The following is a 20,315-nucleotide window of genomic DNA, read 5'->3' as shown; positions in this document are numbered from 1 at the left end:
TATTTTTCAGTTGTTGATCCGCTTGATGCTGAATGTGGTTATTTCTCTCATTATTCTCTACTGAGTTAAATACAACTCAAGATCATTTCAAGATTCAAATCTTTGATTGAAAATACCCAGGTTGGCTTTGATTTCGGATAATTTTTAGCTGAATAAGCCGCTTTTTATAGAAGTTTCGCTAAATTTTATTGCCAAAAATCTAATTTATTTATATGATGGCGGCCAAGGAAGCGTGGCAGAGCGGTTTAATGCACCGGTCTTGAAAACCGACGAGGGTGTGAGTCCTCCGTGAGTTCGAATCTCACCGCTTCCGCCAAATTTTTAAAACCCCAGTCGAAAGATTGGGGTTTTTCTTTTTAGGCTGCAGATATTGAATACTCAATTCCTCAGTCCTGAACTCAAGGCATAAAATCTTGAAAAATGGGCGTATCGGCCAAATATAGAGTCAGAGGCGCCAACGCGCTATCATACGCCCAAGCATCATATGGATTTCATTATGAAAATTGTCGCAGATGAAAATCTGGCATTTACCGATTATTTCTTTTCCGAATTTGGTGACATTCAACATTGTGCAGGGCGAACCTTAAGCGCAGATGATGTCAAAGATGCCGATAGCTTGCTGGTACGTTCAGTGACTCAGGTCAATGAAGTACTGCTACAGAATAGTTCGATCAAATTTGTGGGCAGTGCCACCATTGGTACAGATCATTTGGATATTGCTGCATTAGAACAACATGGGATTCAGTGGAGTAATGCAGCCGGCTGTAATGCGCAAGCAGTGGCTGAATATGTCATTACCGCATTATTGCAGGTACGTCCTGAATTACTCGATGCCAATACGACATTTACCCTGGGTATTGTCGGTTTGGGTAATGTCGGAACCCGACTGGCTTATATGGCGAAGCTCTTGGGCTGGCGCGTGATCGGTTGCGATCCTTTTGTGCAAAGAGAGCAGGTTGATCAAGTCGAATTTCATGAACTGCTGCAGCAGGCGGACGCCGTTTCAATTCATGTCCCTTTAACCAAAACAGGCATATATCCAACCTATCATTTATTTAATGCTACTGCGTTGGCAAAAATGCAGCCTGACGCGATCCTGATTAACTCAGCGCGTGGGCCAGTGATTGAAGAAACTGCCTTAATTCAAGATATTAAAGCGACACAACGCCCCGTAATTTTGGATGTTTTTGAACACGAACCGCTGATTTCAGCAGAACTTCTGGATCTGGTGACTTTGGTGACTCCGCATATTGCCGGCTATAGCCTGGAAGGCAAGGCACGTGGTACCCAGATGATTTACGAAGCTTTTTGTCAAACTTTCGGTTTTGCAGCCAATAAACAGTTTGAATCCCAGCTGCCTATCTGTGAGCAGTTTTTTCAGGGGCAGGATGTAAAAATGGCATTGCAACAGCATTTATCCCAAATTTATGACATTGCTCGTGATGATGCCAATCTACGTGCCTGTCTCAAAGAAGGCAAAATCGATCAGCAGGCATTTGATCATTTACGTAAAACCTATCCGCTGCGTCGTGAGTGGGCAGCACATGGTGGGCCGAAGGCATGACGATGACGTATCAACCCACTTGTGACCTTCAAGCCATGCACGCGCGGGCGAATTTATATCGTCAAATCCGTCAGTTTTTTGCTGAGCGCGATGTATTAGAAGTCGAAACACCGATTTTGTCTCAAGCCGGTGTGACTGATGTGCATTTAGCCTCGGTACAGGCCCAGCGCCATGTGCTGGGTAAAGCGCATACACATTATTTGCAGACCTCACCCGAATTTGCCATGAAACGCTTATTGGCCAGTGGCTCTGGACCCATTTATCAAGTCTGTAAAGTCTTCCGTGATGATGAACATGGGCGTAAGCACAATAGCGAATTCACCATGCTGGAATGGTATCGTCCGGGATTTAGTTTAAAAGATTTGATGTTTGAAGTATCTGATCTGTTGAATGTGACCTTGAAAGCACGTTTTGGCGAAATACGTCCGACCATTCTGAGTTATAAGCACGTGTTCATGGATCGTCTGGATCTCAATCCGCTTCAGGCAACTTTACAAGAATTGAAAGATTGCTGCCGTCGCGTTGGTCTTAATCTGGATCTGGGAAATGATCGTCTTGGCTATATCGACCTATTATTTTCACATATGGTTGAACCGAGTCTGGGGTTTGATACCGCAGTATTCCTGACCGATTTCCCCCCTGAAATGGCCTCTCTGGCGAAAACCCGAATCGATGAAGATGGTGAACTGGTCGCCGCACGTTTTGAGTTGTATATCGAAGGTTTGGAGTTGGCCAATGCCTATGATGAGCTGATTGATGCCGACGTATTGCGTTCGCGCTTTGAGGCAGATAATGCAGAGCGGGCCAAGCTGGGCTTGCATGTCATGCCCATCGATGAATATTTGCTTGGGGCTTTACCGAACATGCCGGAATGTTCAGGAATTGCCCTCGGAATTGACCGTTTGTTGATGATTGCAACCAATCAAATGAAACTGGAGCAAGTAATCAGCTTTCCGGCAGATATTTCCTGATGGTACTGATTCAATATTTCTCAATTCCTTTTTTGATAAAGAGAAATTAAGCCATTAAAAAAGCACCCGAAGGTGCTTTTTTTATTATTCAATTGTTGCGGTTTGTTGTGCTTTAAGCTCACCAAGTGCCTGAATCCGTCGTTCAATCAGCATTTCACCAATATCCGGACCCTGAATATCGGCAGGCAGGTCTTGTGCCTTGATGGCGCGTACGGTTTGCATGGCATCGAGGACATATTGTGCTTGTGGATAAGCACGATCTTCCAGACCTAGACGGCCACGTGAATCACATTCACACGCCTGGACGAAAGCTTCGACACGTTCAGGGCGACGTAACACATCCAGACGTTGCAATAATCGCCATAAGGTTCCCGGCTTAAGATTGAAGGCCTGATGGCATTTCAGATGCTCTTTGCACACCGCCAAAGCCAGCTGCTTGGTATACGTCGGCACTTTTAAACGGTCACACAGTTCATTCACTGGCTTGATGCCACGCTCTTCATGCATGATATGTCGCGGTAATTCTTCAACCGGCGTTAAAGCTTTTCCTAAGTCATGCACTAAAACGGCAAAACGTACATCCAGGCTATAATTTTGACGACATGCCTGCTGCAAGGACATCATCGTGTGAATGCCGCAGTCAATTTCCGGATGATATTCAGGTCGTTGCGGAATGCCATATAAGGCATCAATCTCAGGGAATAGCACCTTTAAAGCACCACATTGACGTAATACTTCAAAATACACATCAGCATGGCGTTCAGATAATGCACGCGAAGTTTCTTTCCATACACGTTCCGGTGTCAATGCATTTAATTCACCCGATTCAGTCAAGCGCTGCATTAACGCCAAAGTTTCATCGGCAATCACAAAACCTGCACTGGTATAACGGGCAGCAAAACGGGCAATGCGTAGCACGCGTAATGGATCTTCGACAAATGCATCGGAAACATGACGTAGAATCCGGTTTTCCAGATCCTGTTGACCACCATAAGGATCATAAACCTGGCCGGCATCATCCATGGCCATGGCATTAATGGTCAGATCGCGACGAATCAAATCTTGCTCCAGTGTAACGCTGACATCGGTATGAAACTCAAAACCATGATAACCGGCGCCAGATTTACGTTCGGTACGCGCCAGTGCATATTCTTCTTTTGTTTGGGGATGTAGAAAAACAGGAAAATCTTTGCCTACGGGCTGATAGCCTAAGTCAAGCATTTGCGCGGGAGTTGCACCAACAACCACATAATCTTTTTCGTGATAGGGGTGTCCGAGCAAATGATCTCGAACTGCGCCCCCTACTAAATAAACTTGCATGAAAAAACCTCTATTCTTACAAGCATCATGCTACAGAATAGAGGTTTTCTCAAGTTAAGAAACGAGGCTGATGCGTCGTTATCTTGTCATTGGCTTAAAGTGCATCTTGTTCCGCTTGCTGGATTTCTGCAACAGTGAGTGCGGTCATGTTGATTACACGACGCGTAGTCGCAGTCGGCGTCAAAATGTGCACAGGTTTCGCAGCACCCAACAGAATTGGACCAATCGTTACGTTGTTGCCTGAAGTTGCCTTTAACAGGTTAAACGAGATATTGGCAGCATCCAGATTCGGCATGATCAGCAAGTTTGCAGAGCCTTTGAAACGTGAATTAGGGAATGCAAACTGACGAATGTTCTCATCCAGTGCAGCATCACCGTGCATTTCACCTTCAACTTCCAGCTCAGGCGCGATTTCAGACAGGATGTCATACACCTTACGCATTTTTTGCGCGCTGGCATCATGCTGGTCTGAACCAAAGCTTGAATGAGAAAGCAGGGCAATACGTGGTGTCATACCAAAACGGCGAACTTCTTCAGCAGCCAGAATGGTCATTTCAGCCAGCTGTTCAGCCGTTGGATTAGTATTGACATACGTATCGGCAATGAACAGGTTACGGTCTTCAAGCATCAAGGCATTCAAGGTAAAGAAAGTGTTATGACCATCTTTCTTGCCAATGATGTTGCTGACGAAGTCCAGGTGAATGTCGTAGCTTGAATACGTACCACACAGCATACCGTCTGCCATACCATGTTTCACAAGCATCGCTGCGATCAGGGTCGAGCGACGACGTGCTTCACGCTGTGCATATTCAGGCGTTACACCCTTGCGCTGCATGATGTTGTAGTAATCATCTGCAAACATTTCATAGTTCGGGTTCTTTTCCTGATCAACAATCGTGATATTCACACCATCTTCAAGACGCAGACCCAATTTTTTAATGTTGGCTTCAATGACAGCTGGACGGCCTACCAGAATCGGAATTGCCAAACCGTCATCTACCGCGATTTGAACTGCGCGAAGTACACGCAGGTCTTCACCTTCTGCATAAGCAATACGTTTAGGATCAGATTTAGCCTGTTCAAAGATTGGTTTCATCATGAATGCAGAGTTGTAGACAAACTCAGACAAACGTTGACGATAATGCGAGAAATCCGTGATTGGACGTGTTGCCACGCCAGAATCCATTGCTGCTTGTGCAACAGCAGGTGCGATTTCTAGAATCAAACGTTGATCCAGTGGGCCCGGAATCAGGTATTCACGGCCAAATGATGCCGATTTTTCACCATAGGTTGCCGCATCAGCTTCAACGTGTGCCATACGTGCAATCGCGTGGACACAGGCAATTTTCATTTCTTCGTTAATGGTGGTTGCACCAACGTCCAGCGCACCACGGAAGATGTACGGGAAGCACAGTGCGTTATTCACCTGGTTCGGATAGTCAGAACGGCCGGTTGCCATAATCACGTCATCACGGACTTCATGTGCATGTTCAGGCAGAATTTCTGGATCCGGGTTTGCCAAGGCAAAGATGATCGGATCTTCAGCCATGACCTTGACCATTTCTTTGGTCAGAATGCCCGCAGCAGAAAGACCGAGGAACATGTCTGCACCCGCAATCACGTCACCAAGCTGAGTAGCTTCGATGTCTTGTACATAGGCTTTCTTGGATTCATCCAGGCCTTCACGATGCGTAGTCAGCAGACCGCGTGAATCGGCAACGATGATGTTCTCTTTTTTAGCACCCAGAGCGCAAAGCAGATTCAAACAAGACAGTGCAGCAGCACCCGCGCCTGAAGCCACAATCTTGATGTCTTCAATTTTTTTGCCGTTGATTTGCAATGCGTTGAGGAGCGCAGAACCGACAATGATCGAAGTACCGTGCTGATCATCATGGAATACCGGAATATTCATGCGTTCACGCAATTTTTGCTCGATATAGAAACACTCTGGCGCCTTGATATCTTCAAGGTTAATCCCGCCGAAAGTCGGTTCTAATGCAGCGACAATATCCACAATTTTGTCTGGATCATTTTCAGCAATTTCGATATCGAATACATCAACGCCAGCAAATTTTTTGAATAATACGCCTTTACCTTCCATAACAGGTTTAGAAGCCAAAGGACCAATATTACCCAGGCCAAGCACGGCAGTACCATTGGTCACGACAGCAACCAGGTTACCACGAGCCGTATACAATGCAGCAGTTGAAGGGTCGCGTTCAATCTCAAGACATGGTGCAGCTACGCCAGGCGAGTAAGCAAGGGCCAAGTCACGTTGGTTGACCAATTGTTTGCTTGGTGTAACGCTGATTTTCCCCGGGGTAGGAAACTCGTGATAATAAAGGGCCTGTTGCTTTAAAGATTGTTCGTCCATCAGTCTCTCGATCGTTGTAAAGATTACCCGGTCAGCGGGCAAAGAATTTATTTATGTTCCTGAATATACCATTTGTTAGCCAGTTCGGACAGACAAAGACGGCCGTTTTTCCAACAAACTTATTGTGGTCGGGTATGGACTTAGACTTGAGATATATAAGTCTGATGTGTCTTGTCTCGCACTAAATAAGCGGTTGCATCCTGCTCAGGAAGCGGTTTGGAAAATAAGTAACCTTGGGCAATATCACAGTCTAAATCACGTAGATATTCTAGCTGCTCTTCAGTCTCGATGCCTTCCGCGACCACGGTCATGCCCATGGCTTTACCCATGGCCACCATGGCACTGACAATGGCTGCCTGCTTATTTTCCCCAATCTTGCAAACAAAACTGCGATCAATTTTTAAGGTATCAATCGGAAAATCAGCAAGATAGGAGAGAGAAGAATAACCTGTACCGAAATCATCTAGGGCAATATGAATATGTCGCTGTTTAATTTCATTCAGCAGGTTTTTGACCGCTTCCGAATTTTCAATTAAAGAAGATTCGGTAATTTCCAGCTCCAGGCTGGCGCCAGAAATCTGGTTGTCTGCAATGGCTTGGTCCAGATCATCAAGTAATTGACCACGACGCAATTGCTGCGCCACGATATTGACTGATACACAAATATGATTAAAGCCCAGATCATTCCATTGGCGAATCTGTTTAGCGGCCTGCTGGATCACTAGGCGGCCAATGTCTGAAATCAGGCTGGTCTGTTCCGCTAAGGGGATAAACAGCCCTGGTGCAATAATACCTTTTTCTGGATGGTTCCAGCGAATCAGCGCTTCAAAGCCATAAATGCTTTGATCGCTGAAATTGATTTTTGGCTGATAATACACCACCAGTTCATTATTCTGGATCGCTTTACGCAGATCCCGTTCCAGAAAAACCCCTTTGTTCTGTAATGAATGATTTTCACTGGAATAAAAGTGAATAGTATTGCCGCCAAGATTTTTGGCTTCGTTCAATGCCTGTTCGGCGCAATTATTTAAATAATCCAGCTGACGGCCATGATCAGGATAGAATGCCACGCCCATGGACAGGGTAATCACATGATCCTGACCGTAAATATTGAATGGTCTGCTAAAGGCCTGAGCGATGCGTTCACAATGGTGTTGAACTGAAGGGCGAATATGTGAGATTTCATAGAGAATCGCAAAATCATCACCATTTAGATGTGCCACAAATAGCGCTTCTGCATTGGTCATCCGCAGCCGCTGCGCCACCTGGCGTAAAAGTTCATCACCGCCGTTATTGGACAGGTATTCATTTAATGGCCGGAAACGGTCGATGTTAAGCCGAATCACAGCCATCTCTTTAATCGAGTCTTTTTGCGAAACTAGATATTGATGCAGCTGATAATTATAATAAAAGCGGTTCGGTAAGTCAGTCAGCGTGTCATAATTTTCCAGATAGGACAGGCGCTGTTCCTGTAATTTACGTTCAGTCAGATCTGATACGATACCAATATAATGAGTAATCCTGCCTTCATCATCAGTCACGGCATTAATATGCAGCCATAAGGTCGACTCTTTACCAGACAGAAATTTTGCATAAACCTCTCCATCATAAGAGCCAATCTTTTGAATCTGTTTGACAATATTGGCCTGAAAAGTACGTTGCTGGGATTTATTTTGCACTGCAATATCAAATAAGGATTTACCGATAATCTCGTCACGCTCAAAACCGCTCAAGTATTCGTAGTGAGGATTGACATCGATATAATCTAATTCAGGATTCAGAATGAAAATCCCTTCCGCAGCCTGTTCCAGTACACTGGCCACCAGCTTTAAACGTTCTTGAGACAGACGTTCCTGCTGGATATCACGACGGATGCCCACCATACGCAAGGGTTTTTTATTTTTAGGATCACGACTGATCACCCGGCCAATATCATGTACCCAACTCCAGCCACCTTCACTGAGCTTGATCCGGTAAGTGGCATCATAGCGTTCAATCTGGCCACGCAGATGCTGCTTCATATTGCGCTTAAAATAGGCCAGATCTTCAGGGTGAATCAGATACTGTAATTGCAGATGATGATCTTTGGAATCGCGCAGAATCTTTTCGTCTTTATGATTGGTTAAGGTGATGCTGCGCTCTTGAATATTCCAGTCCCATGGCCGAATACCGGCAATTTCATGTGCAAGTTTTAGATTCTGCTGCTGATTCTTCAGGTCATGATTGATCTGTTCAATATCATAGGTACGTTCCCGTACTTTTTGCTCCAGCAATTGGTTACTGAGCTGTAATTGCTGTTCAATATCTTTGGATTTATTGACTTCAGTTTTGAGTTGCTGGCACAGTTCATCAGTCCAATGCACTTGCTGTTCTGCATTTTTCACCAAAATATCATTTTCCGCATACAGACGTGAGGTGCGGCTGTGAATTCGATAACTACTTGTCGCGCACAGCAGAATCACTATGAGCGCAAAGTTTAAGGCCAGACCAAAAAAGGGATTGGAATGACCGACATGGTCAAGCTGCGACAGTAAAAAAGGGAATAAGGACGGCAAAAAGACCAGACAAAAATAGCTCAGTTTCTGGGTCAGGTAGGTCAGGCCAAATACTTGGCTTACAATCAGCAACAAGGCAGACAAGGTCAGTGCTTCAATATCTTCAAATACAGGATTGGCCTGCGGCAAATAGTAATAAATTGTATAAATACCGGCCGCGATACAGCTTCCGACTGCAAGGCTCTGCATCTGTAACCAGCGGTGCGCGCTTTTCTGATTATATTGTTCGGGTTTGAAATACAGCGTATTCACCAGCCAGCACATGCTGACCAGAAGTTCTGTCAGAATAAACCAGGTATTAAAATACGTATTAGAAGGACTATATTGAATGTGATAAATACAAAAAATATAGAGGCAAATCAACATGATACTGAGCAAAAAATAGCGACTATGGCGAAGCGTATTCGCAATTTGAGCATCATGCAAATGCTGCTGAATATAGTCGTCCTGATTATCAACCATGTGATTCAATGCCTGTATTCATCCTAAACGGTTTTCGTCCTTGTGCATTGTTGTTATAAAAACCCCAGGAAATGTGTGAAATCAATTAATAAGTATTTATTATTCTTTAGTCGAGATTAGATGTCTTAAAAGTAAAAATCAACAAAATTAAAGACAAATTTTTACCCATCCGATTAACTAAAGCACATAATTCAAAATTGACAGGGCAACAACAGGAGCAGTTTCGGTACGCAGGACACGCTCGCCGATACACCAGTTGAGAAAACCTTTCTGGTTTGCGGCACTAATTTCTGCCTCACTCAAGCCACCTTCGGGGCCAATCAGCAGGGCAAGATCTAAAGTCGCATCTGCCAGTACATCTGTTTCATCTTTATTGGGTGCTAAAACCAGTTTGGTGTTCGGAAGTTCAGTATCCAGCCATTTTTCAAGTGACATGGGCGCTAAAATTTCAGGCACAATGTTTAGACCACATTGTTCACAAGCCGCAATAGCAATGCTTTGCCAGTGATCCAGCTTTTTCTGGTCGCGATCATACTTTAAACGCATTTCACAACGATCCGAAGTCAGCAGCTGAATTTCGGAAACGCCCAGTTCGACTGCTTTCTGAATCGCATAATCCATACGGTCGCCTTTACTCATCACCTGACCGAGCAAAGCCTGGAACTTTGGTGTGCGATTGGCAGGATTAAATGCATTGACCGAGACGGTGGCTGATTTTTTAGCAACCTCGGTTAAAGTCACGTCATATTCGCCACCCTGTCCATTGAACAGGGTCGCGCTTTCACCGACTTGCGCGCGTAAAACCTTTACCCAATGATGAAATACAGTTTCCGTAAGCTCAAGGCTGACATCAACAGTTAAATCAGCATCTATATAAAAACGTGGCATTGATCGTTCTACTCAAAAAATCGGTGAAATAAAGGGCTTAAGCTAAACCAAGATCGGTGACCAGCTGACGGGTCGGGTCAGTAGTATTCATGGTGTAAAAATGCAAACTTGGTGCACCACCTGCAAGCAGACGCTCACAGAATTTAACCACAACTTCATGGCCAAAGGCTTTAATGCTAGCAGTATCGTCACCATAGGTTGCCAGTTGCTTGCGAATCCAGCGTGGAATCTCAGCGCCGGTACCATCAGCAAAGCGAATCAGGTTGCTGGCATTGGTAATTGGCATGATGCCTGGCGCAACTGGAATATCGATTCCTGCTTTCTGGATACGATCTACAAAATAGAAATAAGCATCTGGATTGAAGAAGAACTGAGTTAAAGCAGCATTGGCACCTGTATTGACTTTATCAACAAAGTGCTGAATGTCTTTGTCAAAGCTTTCAGCCTGAGGATGCATTTCCGGATAAGCTGCGACTTCAATCTTAAAATGATCGCCTGAATGTTCGCGGATAAAGCGAACCAGATCAGCTGCATAAGGTAATTCACCCAAACCTACTTGGCCTGAAGGCAAGTCACCACGCAGGGCAACAATACGGTTAATGCCTTGAGATTTGTACAGGTCTAGAAGTTCAGCAATACGTGCTTTGTCATCGCCAATACAAGACAAGTGAGGGGCAACAGGTGCGCCTTTGCCATTAAAGTCATTGATAGTAGACAGGGTGCGTTCACGAGTGGAACCACCAGCACCATAGGTCACAGAGAAGAACTCTGGATTTAAGAGTTGTAGCTCTTGATGCACAACTTTGAGTTTTTCCGCACCTAAATCAGTTTTGGTCGGGAAGAATTCAAATGAAATTGGAATCTGTTTAGACATGTTCAAATCCTTTTTATAAATACTTTTTAATTAGTTTTACCTCTCCTAAATCCTCTCTTGCGCTGAGCTTCAAAGCAGTGCTTTAAGCACGCTCAGGAGAGGATTTACCCTCGATGACATACATTTGGTAATGAATGTTCCCTCTCCCTATGGGAGAGGGTTAGGGAGAGGGTGGAGTTTAATTAGTATTTATAAGCATCAGACTTGAATGGACCTTCAACTTGAATGCCTAAGTAATCCGCTTGTTCTTGAGTCAATTGAGTCAAGACACCACCGAAACCAGCAACCATCGCAGCAGCAACTTCTTCATCTAATTTCTTAGGAAGAAGTTCTACACGAATTTGTGCAGCTTTTTCAGATTCTGGAAGATCAGCAAATTTCTCAGCGAATAAATGCATTTGACCCAATACCTGGTTGGCAAATGAACCATCCATAATACGTGATGGGTGACCAGTCGCATTACCAAGGTTCACCAAACGGCCTTCAGAAAGAAGGATCAGGTAATCATTTTCATTTTCTGAACGATACACCTGGTGTACTTGAGGTTTAACTTCAACCCACTTGTAGCCACGTAGGTAAGCTGTATCAATTTCAGTATCAAAGTGACCGATGTTACAAACAACTGCGCCAGCTTTTAATGAATCAAGCATTGCAGCGTCACATACGTGGTAGTTACCTGTTGTAGTTACGATAAGGTCTGTGTTTTGAAGAAGATCAACATTGATGTCTTCTTTCTTACCAGTTTGCACGCCATTTTTGTATGGAGATACAACTTCGTAACCGTCCATACATGCTTGCATCGCACAGATTGGATCAACTTCAGTAACACGTACAATCATGCCTTCTTGACGAAGTGATTGAGCAGAACCTTTACCCACGTCACCGTAACCGATCACAAGCGCACGACGGCCAGATAACAGCATATCTGTACCACGTTTAATTGCGTCGTTAAGTGAGTGACGGCAACCGTATTTGTTGTCGTTTTTAGATTTAGTAACAGAATCGTTTACGTTGATTGCAGGAACTTTTAAAGTACCATCACGAAGCATTTCGTACAGACGTTGAACACCTGTGGTGGTTTCTTCAGTTACACCGTGAATTTTTGCAATCACTTCTGGGTATTTTTCATGAACAAGTAGCGTTAAGTCGCCGCCATCATCCAGAATCATGTTGGCATCCCAAGGCGTGCCATTTACATTGATTTGTTGTTCAAGACACCACATGTATTCTTCTTCAGTTTCACCTTTCCAGGCAAACACAGGAATGCCTGCAGCAGCGATAGCAGCAGCAGCATGGTCTTGAGTTGAGAAGATGTTACATGAAGTCCAGCGAACTTCTGCGCCTAATTCAACCAGTGTTTCAATAAGAACAGCTGTTTGAATGGTCATGTGGATACAGCCGAGAATTTTCGCGCCTGCAAGCGGTTTTACTGCTGAGTAGCGTTTACGCAGACCCATGAGGGCTGGCATTTCAGCTTCAGCAAGTTTGATTTCTTTACGGCCGTAATCAGCAAGTGAAATATCAGCAACTTTGTAATCTGTAAATGAAGCAGTAACCGCGTTCATCAGGATCTCCTAGGAAAAAATAGATTGGATCGTTCTGTTCGCGGATGCCGTTGTTGATCAGAACGAATGTCTGACCGATGGTCGAGCCTAGCGATTTTACATTTAGTGCCTGTAAAACGTCGCAGCATCCCTCGACTAGCGCAGTATTGTACTTGGAATCTAAACATGAGCCAAGTTGAAAAAGATAATATTACTTACTTTCTTCAAGTTGAGCTTTTAATTGGTCAAAAGCTTTCCAACCTTCTTTAGTTAAATCAAATAATTCACCTTTATAACCTCGATCCTTAATTAAACCTAAATTCACTAATTCATTAAGAGCATCTTCCCATTTAGCTAATTCTCTAGCCTTATCAAGATCAAGGTTTAGATTGCCTACAAATAGGGATTGACCACCTAAATATCGCCGGAAGTGAATTTGACTCTCTGCATCGCCTGCATTTAATAATATTTGTACCATTTCCTCTGTTGGCTCAATTGTAGTTTTTGGATTGGCAACGTTTTGGGTAGAGGAAGGAAGAACATTTGTTAAGATAGATTGAACATATTCATTATTTTGAATTTGGATAGATAAATGATCTTTAATTTTTTGTTTAAAGTTAGAATGATTGTCATAAAATTCTAATAACCCTTCTTTAAGCCAAATTTGGGTTTGATCTCTTAAAAACTGTAATTGCTGTAAATCAATATTGGGAGGGTAAGACTTTTTAGAAATATATATCGAAGCTAATTTATTTTTTTCGCAGTGTTTCGCTATTTCTTCTACTGTTCCACTAACATATTCGCCAGTTGGTGAACCTAGGCGAGTCCAGAAAATACCAATCAGAATATCTGAATCATTCAGAATACTTTTGTTGATAATTTCTTGAGGCCGACTTCCCATTTGAGGGGCAACATTATTTTCCCAGCCGACAGGATTTAGCATTACACCAAATTGCTTAGAGTGAATTGCGTTCCATTCATAAATTGCATCGCGGACGAGTTGTCTTTCCTCTATCACATCACTAGGTGATGCGATCATTACATTTAATACGGTTGCTTGGTAAGCCATATTGTTATCAGAATATTATTAATATTAACGACTAATATATATGTGCTTTTTCAATTGAGCCAGATTATTTTTATAATAAAAAGCCCATCATCTGACGGGCTTTTTATTTATTCTATTTCCTGTTCAATCTCATCTGCTTTTTGTGTCCAGTAATCTGCCTTTATGTCATCAGCTACAACACCAAGACCATTGGCATAAATAAAAGCAAGATCGCGCATGGCCTGAACTTCACCCCATGCCGCAGCCTGTTTGACTAAAGAAATTGATTTCTCTACATCTTTTTCAATCACGTCACCGCGACGGTAGAAACCGGCCAGCTCTAAAGTCGCAGCAGGGTGCTTCTCAATATTGGCCTTGCTTAACCAGTAATAGGCTAACTCAAAGTGAGCTTTAGATTCTTCCGGATCTTCTTCTGCTAATTCTTTGGCATAAACGGTATAACCTTCACCTAACCAGTACATTGCATCCACCAGCCCGCCGTTGGCAGCTTTCAATGCCCATTCTTCAGCCAGAATGATGTCATCATCATGCTCGCTTTGCATATACAGCTCAGCCAGTTCAAATTGCGCTTCAGCATTACCGGCTAAGGCAAGATTGGTCAGGACAGCAGAGGGAGAAACACGCTGGGTCATATCAACATCTCAAAAATATTGTGTGTAGACTAAAAGGTTTAAAGCAAAAAAGCCAATCCGAAAGTCAGCTTTTTAAAGAGATTGGTCAATCAAATGATTAGATCAAGCAAAGAATCCCTGAGATCGAGGCGATGAACACACAGAACATTACGATCACTTTAATTCTACTTGCCAGATAACTCAGGCTTAAGCCGACCACCAGTGCTGCAAAAGTCAGACTACCCAGCCAGTAACTGATCATATTGCTGATAGCTCCTGTACACAGGCACAGAATCAGGGCGAGTATGAGCAATACCCAACCGAGAATAGTCGCAAGTTGTGTTTTTGCAGGGTTGAGTTCTGTGTCAAAAATCTGTTTTTGATGTTTGGACATAGACGTTGCAAGCGCAAAGAAACCCAGTGAAGTTAAAGCCCAAATCAGTAAGAAAAACATCATGACTGATTCTCCTTGAGAGCAACCTTGGCTTTTTTAGGCGACAAGCCTTTATGGTTTTTCACTTTTTTAAATGAAAACCAGAACAAGATCGCAAGCACCCACATCGCTAGATCAAAAGAAGCAATGACCCATTGACCATGCATAATGGTGTTCCAGATCGCCTGACCGCCGGTCAGAAAATTGACGATTGGGAGCAAGGCAAATGTCCCAGTTGCAAGCATGAGAAGCTCTAGCCAAGCTTGTCGATGACTGCGAATCATGGCATACAGTAAAGTCAGTAACCAGACAATAAAGAAGCTACGTATTTCCCAGTTCAGACGCATGTCCATGTCTGCCGGAATAAAACGGTTGGCATAGAAATAGGCAGCACAGGCAACAGGTAAACCAATAATGGCAGCGATATTGGTGACTTCAACCACGCGATAACCAAACGATTTATAGCCTTGTTTCTGTTGCTGTGGTGCACGTTTGACACACCATAGAATCAAGCCGGTGGCAATCATCAAGGTACCCACCACACCTGACATGAACAATAACCAGCGTAACGCCAGATCTACGCCACGTGCTTCATGTAGTGTGGTGAACATGTTATAGATACCATTTGCGACTGAAGGCGTTTTCAGGGTGGTTTGATCCGGCTCTAAATCACCGGTCACACCATTGAAAGCAAGGCTCGGATAAACATTACGATAAGCTACGCTGACTCCGTTTAAGGCACGAAGCTCAATTTCTGCTTTTACGGTATTTGGCTGGATGATGGTTATCGTGCCAACCGGGTTGTTTTTCCATTCTTTCTTTGCTGTTGCCAAGATCGGATTCAGATCGGTTGACGGTGCAGGAGGTGCAGCTTGCATTTCATCACGAGAGCGGCGACCTTCACTGCGTGCAGACATTTCACCGCGCTCGCCACGATTTTCTCTCTCAGCTTGCGGTCGACGTTCTTTGCTCTCACTATGGCTTTCACGGGATTCAGCCTGAATACTGTTGTCTTGAACCAAACTCTTACGTTGATCCTGAAGGAAAGCACCACGATTTTCATAAATCTGGTTTACGCCCCAGGGCATGAGGGTAAAAAGCAATAATAATAAGCCACTGAAGGTAATCATGATGTGAAAGGGCAGGGCAAATACCGCAGTAGCATTGTGTGCATCCAACCATGAACGCTGACCTTTGCCGGGACGGAAAGTAAAAAAATCCTTGAAAATTTTCTTATGGGTAATGACACCGCTGATGATTGCCACCAGCATGAGCAGGGTCGCAACGCCGACCATCCAGCGCGCCCAGATTCTTGGCAAACCATACAATTCAAAGTGGAAACGGTATAAGAATGAACCACCGCGTGTTTCACGCGCTTGCAAAACTTCGCCGGTGGCGCTGTCAATCGTCACACGGGTACCGCCACGACGGGCACGCGGATCTTCGCCGGCACTACGAATAGTCAGGGTGGTAGTATTTTGGCGTGAGTTAGGAAGCTGGATTGCCCAGCTGCCAGCATCCGGATGGTGCTGTTGCAGATAAGCCAGTGCCACACGGGTTTGTTCGATTTGAGTCTTTGGTGGAACTGATTGATGAAATTCCGGTTTCATCCAGACGGTAATTTCGTTCTGGAAAAAGCTTAAGGTTCCGGTCAAGAAAATCGCATATAAAAGCCAGCCTAAAATCAGACTGGCCCAGGTATGCAACCACGACATCGACTGGCGTGGACCTTCGGGTTTTGCATCTACTCTCATCTCAATTTCCTAAAAGCTTATAGGCGATATAGAGTAAAACACCGGGAATCGCGATCCCGAGCGTAGCTTTGAGCGTCTTATTCACCATAAATACCCAGATAAATGCAGCAGCATTCAAGCTAAAGCCAATCAGGGTGGCGGACATGGCTGCACTGCTTCCACTGTCGATAAAAAGCTGGGCAATCACGATCGTTGCCAGTGTAGCCAGTAGATAACCGCCAGCACCCGCCAGAATAAAGCGATATAAAATCATCCCACGATAAGCCAGCATATTTGCTTTGACTTTATTTTTGCTTGATGGTTTCGGTGCAGTAACTGTTCCAGTCGCTATGGCTTGCATATTCGGACTATTCATCATCGAAAATTCTATTTACAAACTTATGAAGTAATTAATGGTAATGATAACAATTATTGTTTAGATTTTAAATATGGGTTGTTGAACTATTTATATGAAAAATAAGTAAAACTGGAAGTTAAGTTAAAAAAGAGAGGGGGAAGGGAATTAAAAAAGATCAAAATGTAAGGCTTGAAAATAAAAACAGCGGCTCGAAGGCCGCTGTCTAAACTTCATTTATTCACGATTAGTCTTGCTGAATACCTGCAACCACCCAGTCCTGATTTGAACCTGCTGGTTTGGTGAAATGCCAGATTTCTGCGAACGGTTGCGGCAAGCTGTTTAAGTCTTCGCTTACCGTACCTGTAAAGCGTACGCTGACAATATACTGGCCATTGTCAGTCGATGAGTCGACGACCATCGCATTCAGATTTGAAAACTCGGCAACATCCTGATCCTGATTGCTCATGATGTCGTTATACATTGACTGATAAAGTTCAGGAGTCAGATAACGCTGAATTTCAGAAATGTTGCTTGCTGTATTCATGGACTGAATATGGTTAAAACGCTGACGCGCTACACGCAAGAATGCTGCAGGTTCAGTACCATCCGGTAACTGGCTGCCACTTTGGGTATAAGCTGCACCAAAAGGCGCGTTATTTACCGGAGCAGAACCGAACGGAGCATTGTTGCTTGACGTTTGACCACCCACATTCTGACCAAAAATATTGGTACTGTCACCACCGCGAGGTGCAGTCGGTGCCTGACCAAAAGGTGCTGCATTGGCAGCACCGCTATTTGGTGCGTATGGGTTAGAAGCTACTTTTTTTTTTGCGCCCATTTTACGGAAAATGAAGAAGGCAACAGCAGCAGCAAGAAGGATCCAGATCCAGCCTGGAATACCACCTTTTTCCTCTTCGGCTTGAGCAGCCTGAGCTTCAGATGCTGCTACACTTTGATCATCCGCCAAGGCATTGGCAGCAACTGCACCAATCGCAGCACCGGCTACACCCGCGGCAACCATGCCGCCGACACCCGGACCGGATTTTTGCTGGGTTGCAGCACCGGCAACTGGCGCTTGTTGAGCAGGCGCAGCTTGACGAGGTTGTTGATAAGATTGAGTAGGTTGTGCAGAACGTTGCATGCCGTGACTTTTACCGCCACCGGCACGTTTTGCTTCAGCTGCAAAAGGCGCAACCAATAAAACTGCTGTCAAGATACCTGTGATCAAACCGCGCTGTCGAACTTCCATTCATTTTTCCTATGAGAATAAAACCTGTTTGTACAGTCTATTTATATAGGCTTTGTGTGGAATTTCAATCAAAAATCTGTATTTTTTTTGCTCTTTATACGAAATGAGCCGGTTTACAGTTAATTGAGTTCATCACTCAGCGCCATTGCCTCGCTTAAGGCTTCATGTAAACGCGCAACTGCAATAATTTGCACGCCCTCGATGGATTTTTGCGGTGCATTGCCGCGAGGGACAATAATGTATTTAAAACCATGTTTAATCGCTTCTTTCAGCCGTTCCTGACCGTTCGGCACAGGGCGAATATCTCCAGACAGTCCGACTTCCCCAAAAACCGCCAGCTGTTGCGGTAAGGCTTTGCCACGAATGCTGGAAGCGCAGGCGAGAAGTACCGCCAGATCCGAACCTGTTTCGGTAATTTTCAATCCACCGACAATATTGACATAAACATCCTGGCCGGAGGTTTGCACACCACCATGCCGATGCATGACTGCAAGGAGCATATTTAGACGGTTCTGATCCAAACCAAGCGCTACGCGTCTTGGTTGGCCATGTGCATCATCGACCAGTGCCTGAACCTCAACCAGTAGCGGGCGCGTACCTTCGCGGCTGATCATTACAATCGAACCGGGAATCGCTTCATCATAACGGCTTAAAAAGATGGCTGAAGGATTGGAAACTTCGCGCAGACCTTTATCGGTCATGCCGAACACACCGAGCTCATTGACCGCACCAAAACGGTTTTTGACCGCTCGGATCATCCGGTAACGTGAATCCGACTGGCCTTCAAAATACAGCACACAGTCCACCATATGTTCCAGTACACGTGGGCCGGCCAGTGCGCCTTCTTTGGTTACATGACCGACCAGAAACAAAGACGTGCCACTATTTTTGGCAAAACGGGTCAACAAGGCCGCTGATTCACGAATTTGTGAGACACCACCTGGTGCAGATTGCAGGGTTTCGGTGTACAGGGTTTGGATCGAGTCCAGGATTGCCACCGCAGGACGTTGCTGGGCCAGTACTTCACAAATACGTTCGACGCAGGTTTCTGCCATGACTTTGAGCTGGTCGGTCGGCAGATCCAGACGCTGGGCACGTAAAGCCACCTGAGACAAGGATTCCTCACCGGTCACATACAGGGCCGGATTTTTGGCAGATGCCATGTGTGTGGCTGTTTGTAGCAAGATGGTAGATTTACCAATCCCGGGATCACCGCCGATCAGGACCACCGACCCGGTCACCAGTCCGCCACCCAAGACCCGGTCAAATTCGCTGATACCCGTTGGTAGACGGGTTTCATGAGAGACTGAGACCTGATTTAAAGTCGTGATGCTGGACGCCTGGCCTGCATATCCACCACCGATTTTTGGCTGGGCGCGATGCGTCACTGCCGGTGCAATGGTCACCTCAACCAGGCTGTTCCATTCCCCGCATTCAGAACACTGCCCCGACCATTTTGGATGATCGGCACCACACTGTTCACAACGATACACACTTTTTGCTTTAGCCATATTTGAAGATGAAGCGATTGAAATTGAGTGACAGCATAGCGGTGAATGCCATCGAAAACCAAGTCTTTCACCTGAAAAATCATGGTTTTTACGACAAGTCTTGTCGTTTTTATTTATGCTGATTTGAATGCTGTGCGTCAACGCCTTCTATAATGCCCATCTTGTTATGCTGGAATGGAACAGATCTTGTCACAATTGCTGAAACATATTGATGCGATCGCACGTGAAAAAAACCGTGATGTGCTGTTTGTGCATTTTGATCATTATGTACATCCAGATCGGGACGCAAACTCGGTTCGCCAAATGTTAATCGGCTGGCTAGAGCAACAGGGCATTGTCTATATGCCGTGTTTAGGTGTGGATCAAACCGTCCATAGTGAAATCTACCTAGGTGGTCTTTATCTGGATGTACCTTTTGATCTGCATCATAAAACCTATCAAAAATTGAGTGGATATCTGGAAGATGAACAGGGCAATATGAAAATTAAAGGCATTCAGTTTTTTGTTTTATCTTTAGGACTAGCGTTGGAGCTTGAATCTGAGTGGGACAAGCTGGCTTGTAGTGGTTTACGTTGCTAAATTTTCATGATGAAGAATGGAAAAGATGAAGCATAAAAAGCCACGATTGACGTGGCTCTTTACTATTTAAGTTGAGTAGTTAAATAACTTATCAATTAGGGTCTGTTGACATTTACTGTTCATAATTAACCCTATAAAGGTAGCCATAAAAATATACAGGCTAAAGCAACAGAACTTTGATAATTTCTTTTGAGCTTGTCATATCGAGTAGCTATTCCTC

16 protein-coding genes, 1 tRNA gene and 1 pseudogene are annotated in these 20,315 nt (G+C 44.5%); 4 read left to right on the top strand and 14 right to left on the bottom strand.

What is annotated here, in order from left to right; genetic code table 11:
• The first annotated feature begins 226 nt into the window (after positions 1–226).
• From FTT86_RS01850 to epmA, 3 genes are all read left to right on the top strand, one after another.
• A tRNA-Ser gene (locus tag FTT86_RS01850) sits at positions 227–316 on the top strand.
• A 180-nt stretch (positions 317–496) separates the two neighbouring features.
• Positions 497–1,564, top strand: a complete 1,068-nt coding sequence (locus tag FTT86_RS01845) for a 4-phosphoerythronate dehydrogenase (RefSeq protein ID WP_180180432.1) — start codon at positions 497–499, stop codon at positions 1,562–1,564.
• Complete coding sequence (epmA, locus tag FTT86_RS01840; protein WP_180180431.1) at positions 1,561–2,535, top strand: EF-P lysine aminoacylase EpmA; 975 nt, start codon at positions 1,561–1,563, stop codon at positions 2,533–2,535. Before FTT86_RS01845 ends, epmA begins: the two co-directional genes overlap by 4 nt.
• A gap of 84 nt (positions 2,536–2,619) precedes the next feature.
• On the opposite strand, the gene FTT86_RS01835 is transcribed toward epmA, so the two are convergent.
• The 13 genes from FTT86_RS01835 to radA all read right to left on the bottom strand — a co-directional run bounded on the left by FTT86_RS01835 (position 2,620) and on the right by radA (position 19,516).
• Positions 2,620–3,855, bottom strand: coding sequence for a multifunctional CCA addition/repair protein (locus FTT86_RS01835; protein WP_180180430.1), 1,236 nt, complete (start codon positions 3,853–3,855; stop codon positions 2,620–2,622).
• A gap of 94 nt (positions 3,856–3,949) precedes the next feature.
• On the bottom strand, positions 3,950–6,229 hold the full coding sequence (locus FTT86_RS01830) for an NADP-dependent malic enzyme (RefSeq protein WP_004280528.1): 2,280 nt from the start codon (positions 6,227–6,229) through the stop codon (positions 3,950–3,952).
• Between the two features lie 140 nt (positions 6,230–6,369).
• Positions 6,370–9,246 carry a bifunctional diguanylate cyclase/phosphodiesterase gene (locus FTT86_RS01825; RefSeq protein ID WP_180180429.1) on the bottom strand — a complete coding sequence of 959 codons (2,877 nt, stop codon included), beginning with the start codon at positions 9,244–9,246 and terminating at the stop codon, positions 6,370–6,372.
• A 177-nt stretch (positions 9,247–9,423) separates the two neighbouring features.
• Positions 9,424–10,134, bottom strand: a complete 711-nt coding sequence (locus tag FTT86_RS01820) for a 16S rRNA (uracil(1498)-N(3))-methyltransferase (RefSeq protein WP_004731835.1) — start codon at positions 10,132–10,134, stop codon at positions 9,424–9,426.
• 37 nt (positions 10,135–10,171) lie between these two features.
• Positions 10,172–11,008, bottom strand: coding sequence for a methylenetetrahydrofolate reductase [NAD(P)H] (gene metF / locus FTT86_RS01815; protein WP_004731833.1), 837 nt, complete (start codon positions 11,006–11,008; stop codon positions 10,172–10,174).
• A 182-nt stretch (positions 11,009–11,190) separates the two neighbouring features.
• The gene (ahcY, locus tag FTT86_RS01810) at positions 11,191–12,573 is read right to left on the bottom strand and encodes an adenosylhomocysteinase (RefSeq protein WP_180180428.1); all 1,383 of its coding nucleotides are present in this window, start codon (positions 12,571–12,573) and stop codon (positions 11,191–11,193) included.
• A 190-nt stretch (positions 12,574–12,763) separates the two neighbouring features.
• The gene (locus FTT86_RS01805; protein WP_180180427.1) at positions 12,764–13,621 is read right to left on the bottom strand and encodes a DUF4062 domain-containing protein; all 858 of its coding nucleotides are present in this window, start codon (positions 13,619–13,621) and stop codon (positions 12,764–12,766) included.
• Between the two features lie 107 nt (positions 13,622–13,728).
• Positions 13,729–14,253, bottom strand: coding sequence for a tetratricopeptide repeat protein (locus FTT86_RS01800; protein ID WP_180037128.1), 525 nt, complete (start codon positions 14,251–14,253; stop codon positions 13,729–13,731).
• A 97-nt stretch (positions 14,254–14,350) separates the two neighbouring features.
• Positions 14,351–14,689 carry a DUF3325 domain-containing protein gene (locus FTT86_RS01795; RefSeq protein WP_180086270.1) on the bottom strand — a complete coding sequence of 113 codons (339 nt, stop codon included), beginning with the start codon at positions 14,687–14,689 and terminating at the stop codon, positions 14,351–14,353.
• Positions 14,686–16,419: a PepSY domain-containing protein gene (locus FTT86_RS01790; protein WP_180180426.1), complete on the bottom strand. Its 1,734-nt coding sequence runs from the start codon at positions 16,417–16,419 to the stop codon at positions 14,686–14,688. Before FTT86_RS01790 ends, FTT86_RS01795 begins: the two co-directional genes overlap by 4 nt.
• A gap of 1 nt (position 16,420) precedes the next feature.
• Positions 16,421–16,777: a hypothetical protein gene (locus FTT86_RS01785; RefSeq protein ID WP_005106369.1), complete on the bottom strand. Its 357-nt coding sequence runs from the start codon at positions 16,775–16,777 to the stop codon at positions 16,421–16,423.
• A 223-nt stretch (positions 16,778–17,000) separates the two neighbouring features.
• Positions 17,001–18,005 carry a Tim44 domain-containing protein gene (locus tag FTT86_RS01780; protein WP_180180425.1) on the bottom strand — a complete coding sequence of 335 codons (1,005 nt, stop codon included), beginning with the start codon at positions 18,003–18,005 and terminating at the stop codon, positions 17,001–17,003.
• Positions 18,006–18,124: 119 nt separating this feature from the next.
• Positions 18,125–19,516, bottom strand: a complete 1,392-nt coding sequence (gene radA / locus FTT86_RS01775; protein WP_180180424.1) for a DNA repair protein RadA — start codon at positions 19,514–19,516, stop codon at positions 18,125–18,127.
• A 174-nt stretch (positions 19,517–19,690) separates the two neighbouring features.
• On the opposite strand from radA, the gene FTT86_RS01770 reads away from it, so the two are divergent.
• Entirely contained in the window at positions 19,691–20,095 is a 405-nt protein-coding gene (locus FTT86_RS01770; protein ID WP_004645721.1) for a hypothetical protein, read from the top strand.
• Between the two features lie 131 nt (positions 20,096–20,226).
• Here the strand turns inward: FTT86_RS01770 and FTT86_RS01765 are convergent.
• Positions 20,227–20,315 (bottom strand): annotated as a pseudogene (locus FTT86_RS01765) (IS5/IS1182 family transposase); the annotation flags it as partial.

The organism is Acinetobacter sp. YH01021, assembly GCF_013420255.1.
Lineage (GTDB): Bacteria > Pseudomonadota > Gammaproteobacteria > Pseudomonadales > Moraxellaceae > Acinetobacter.
The sequence above is the reverse complement of the archived record's forward strand: the minus strand, read 5'-3'. Positions and strand labels throughout refer to the sequence as shown.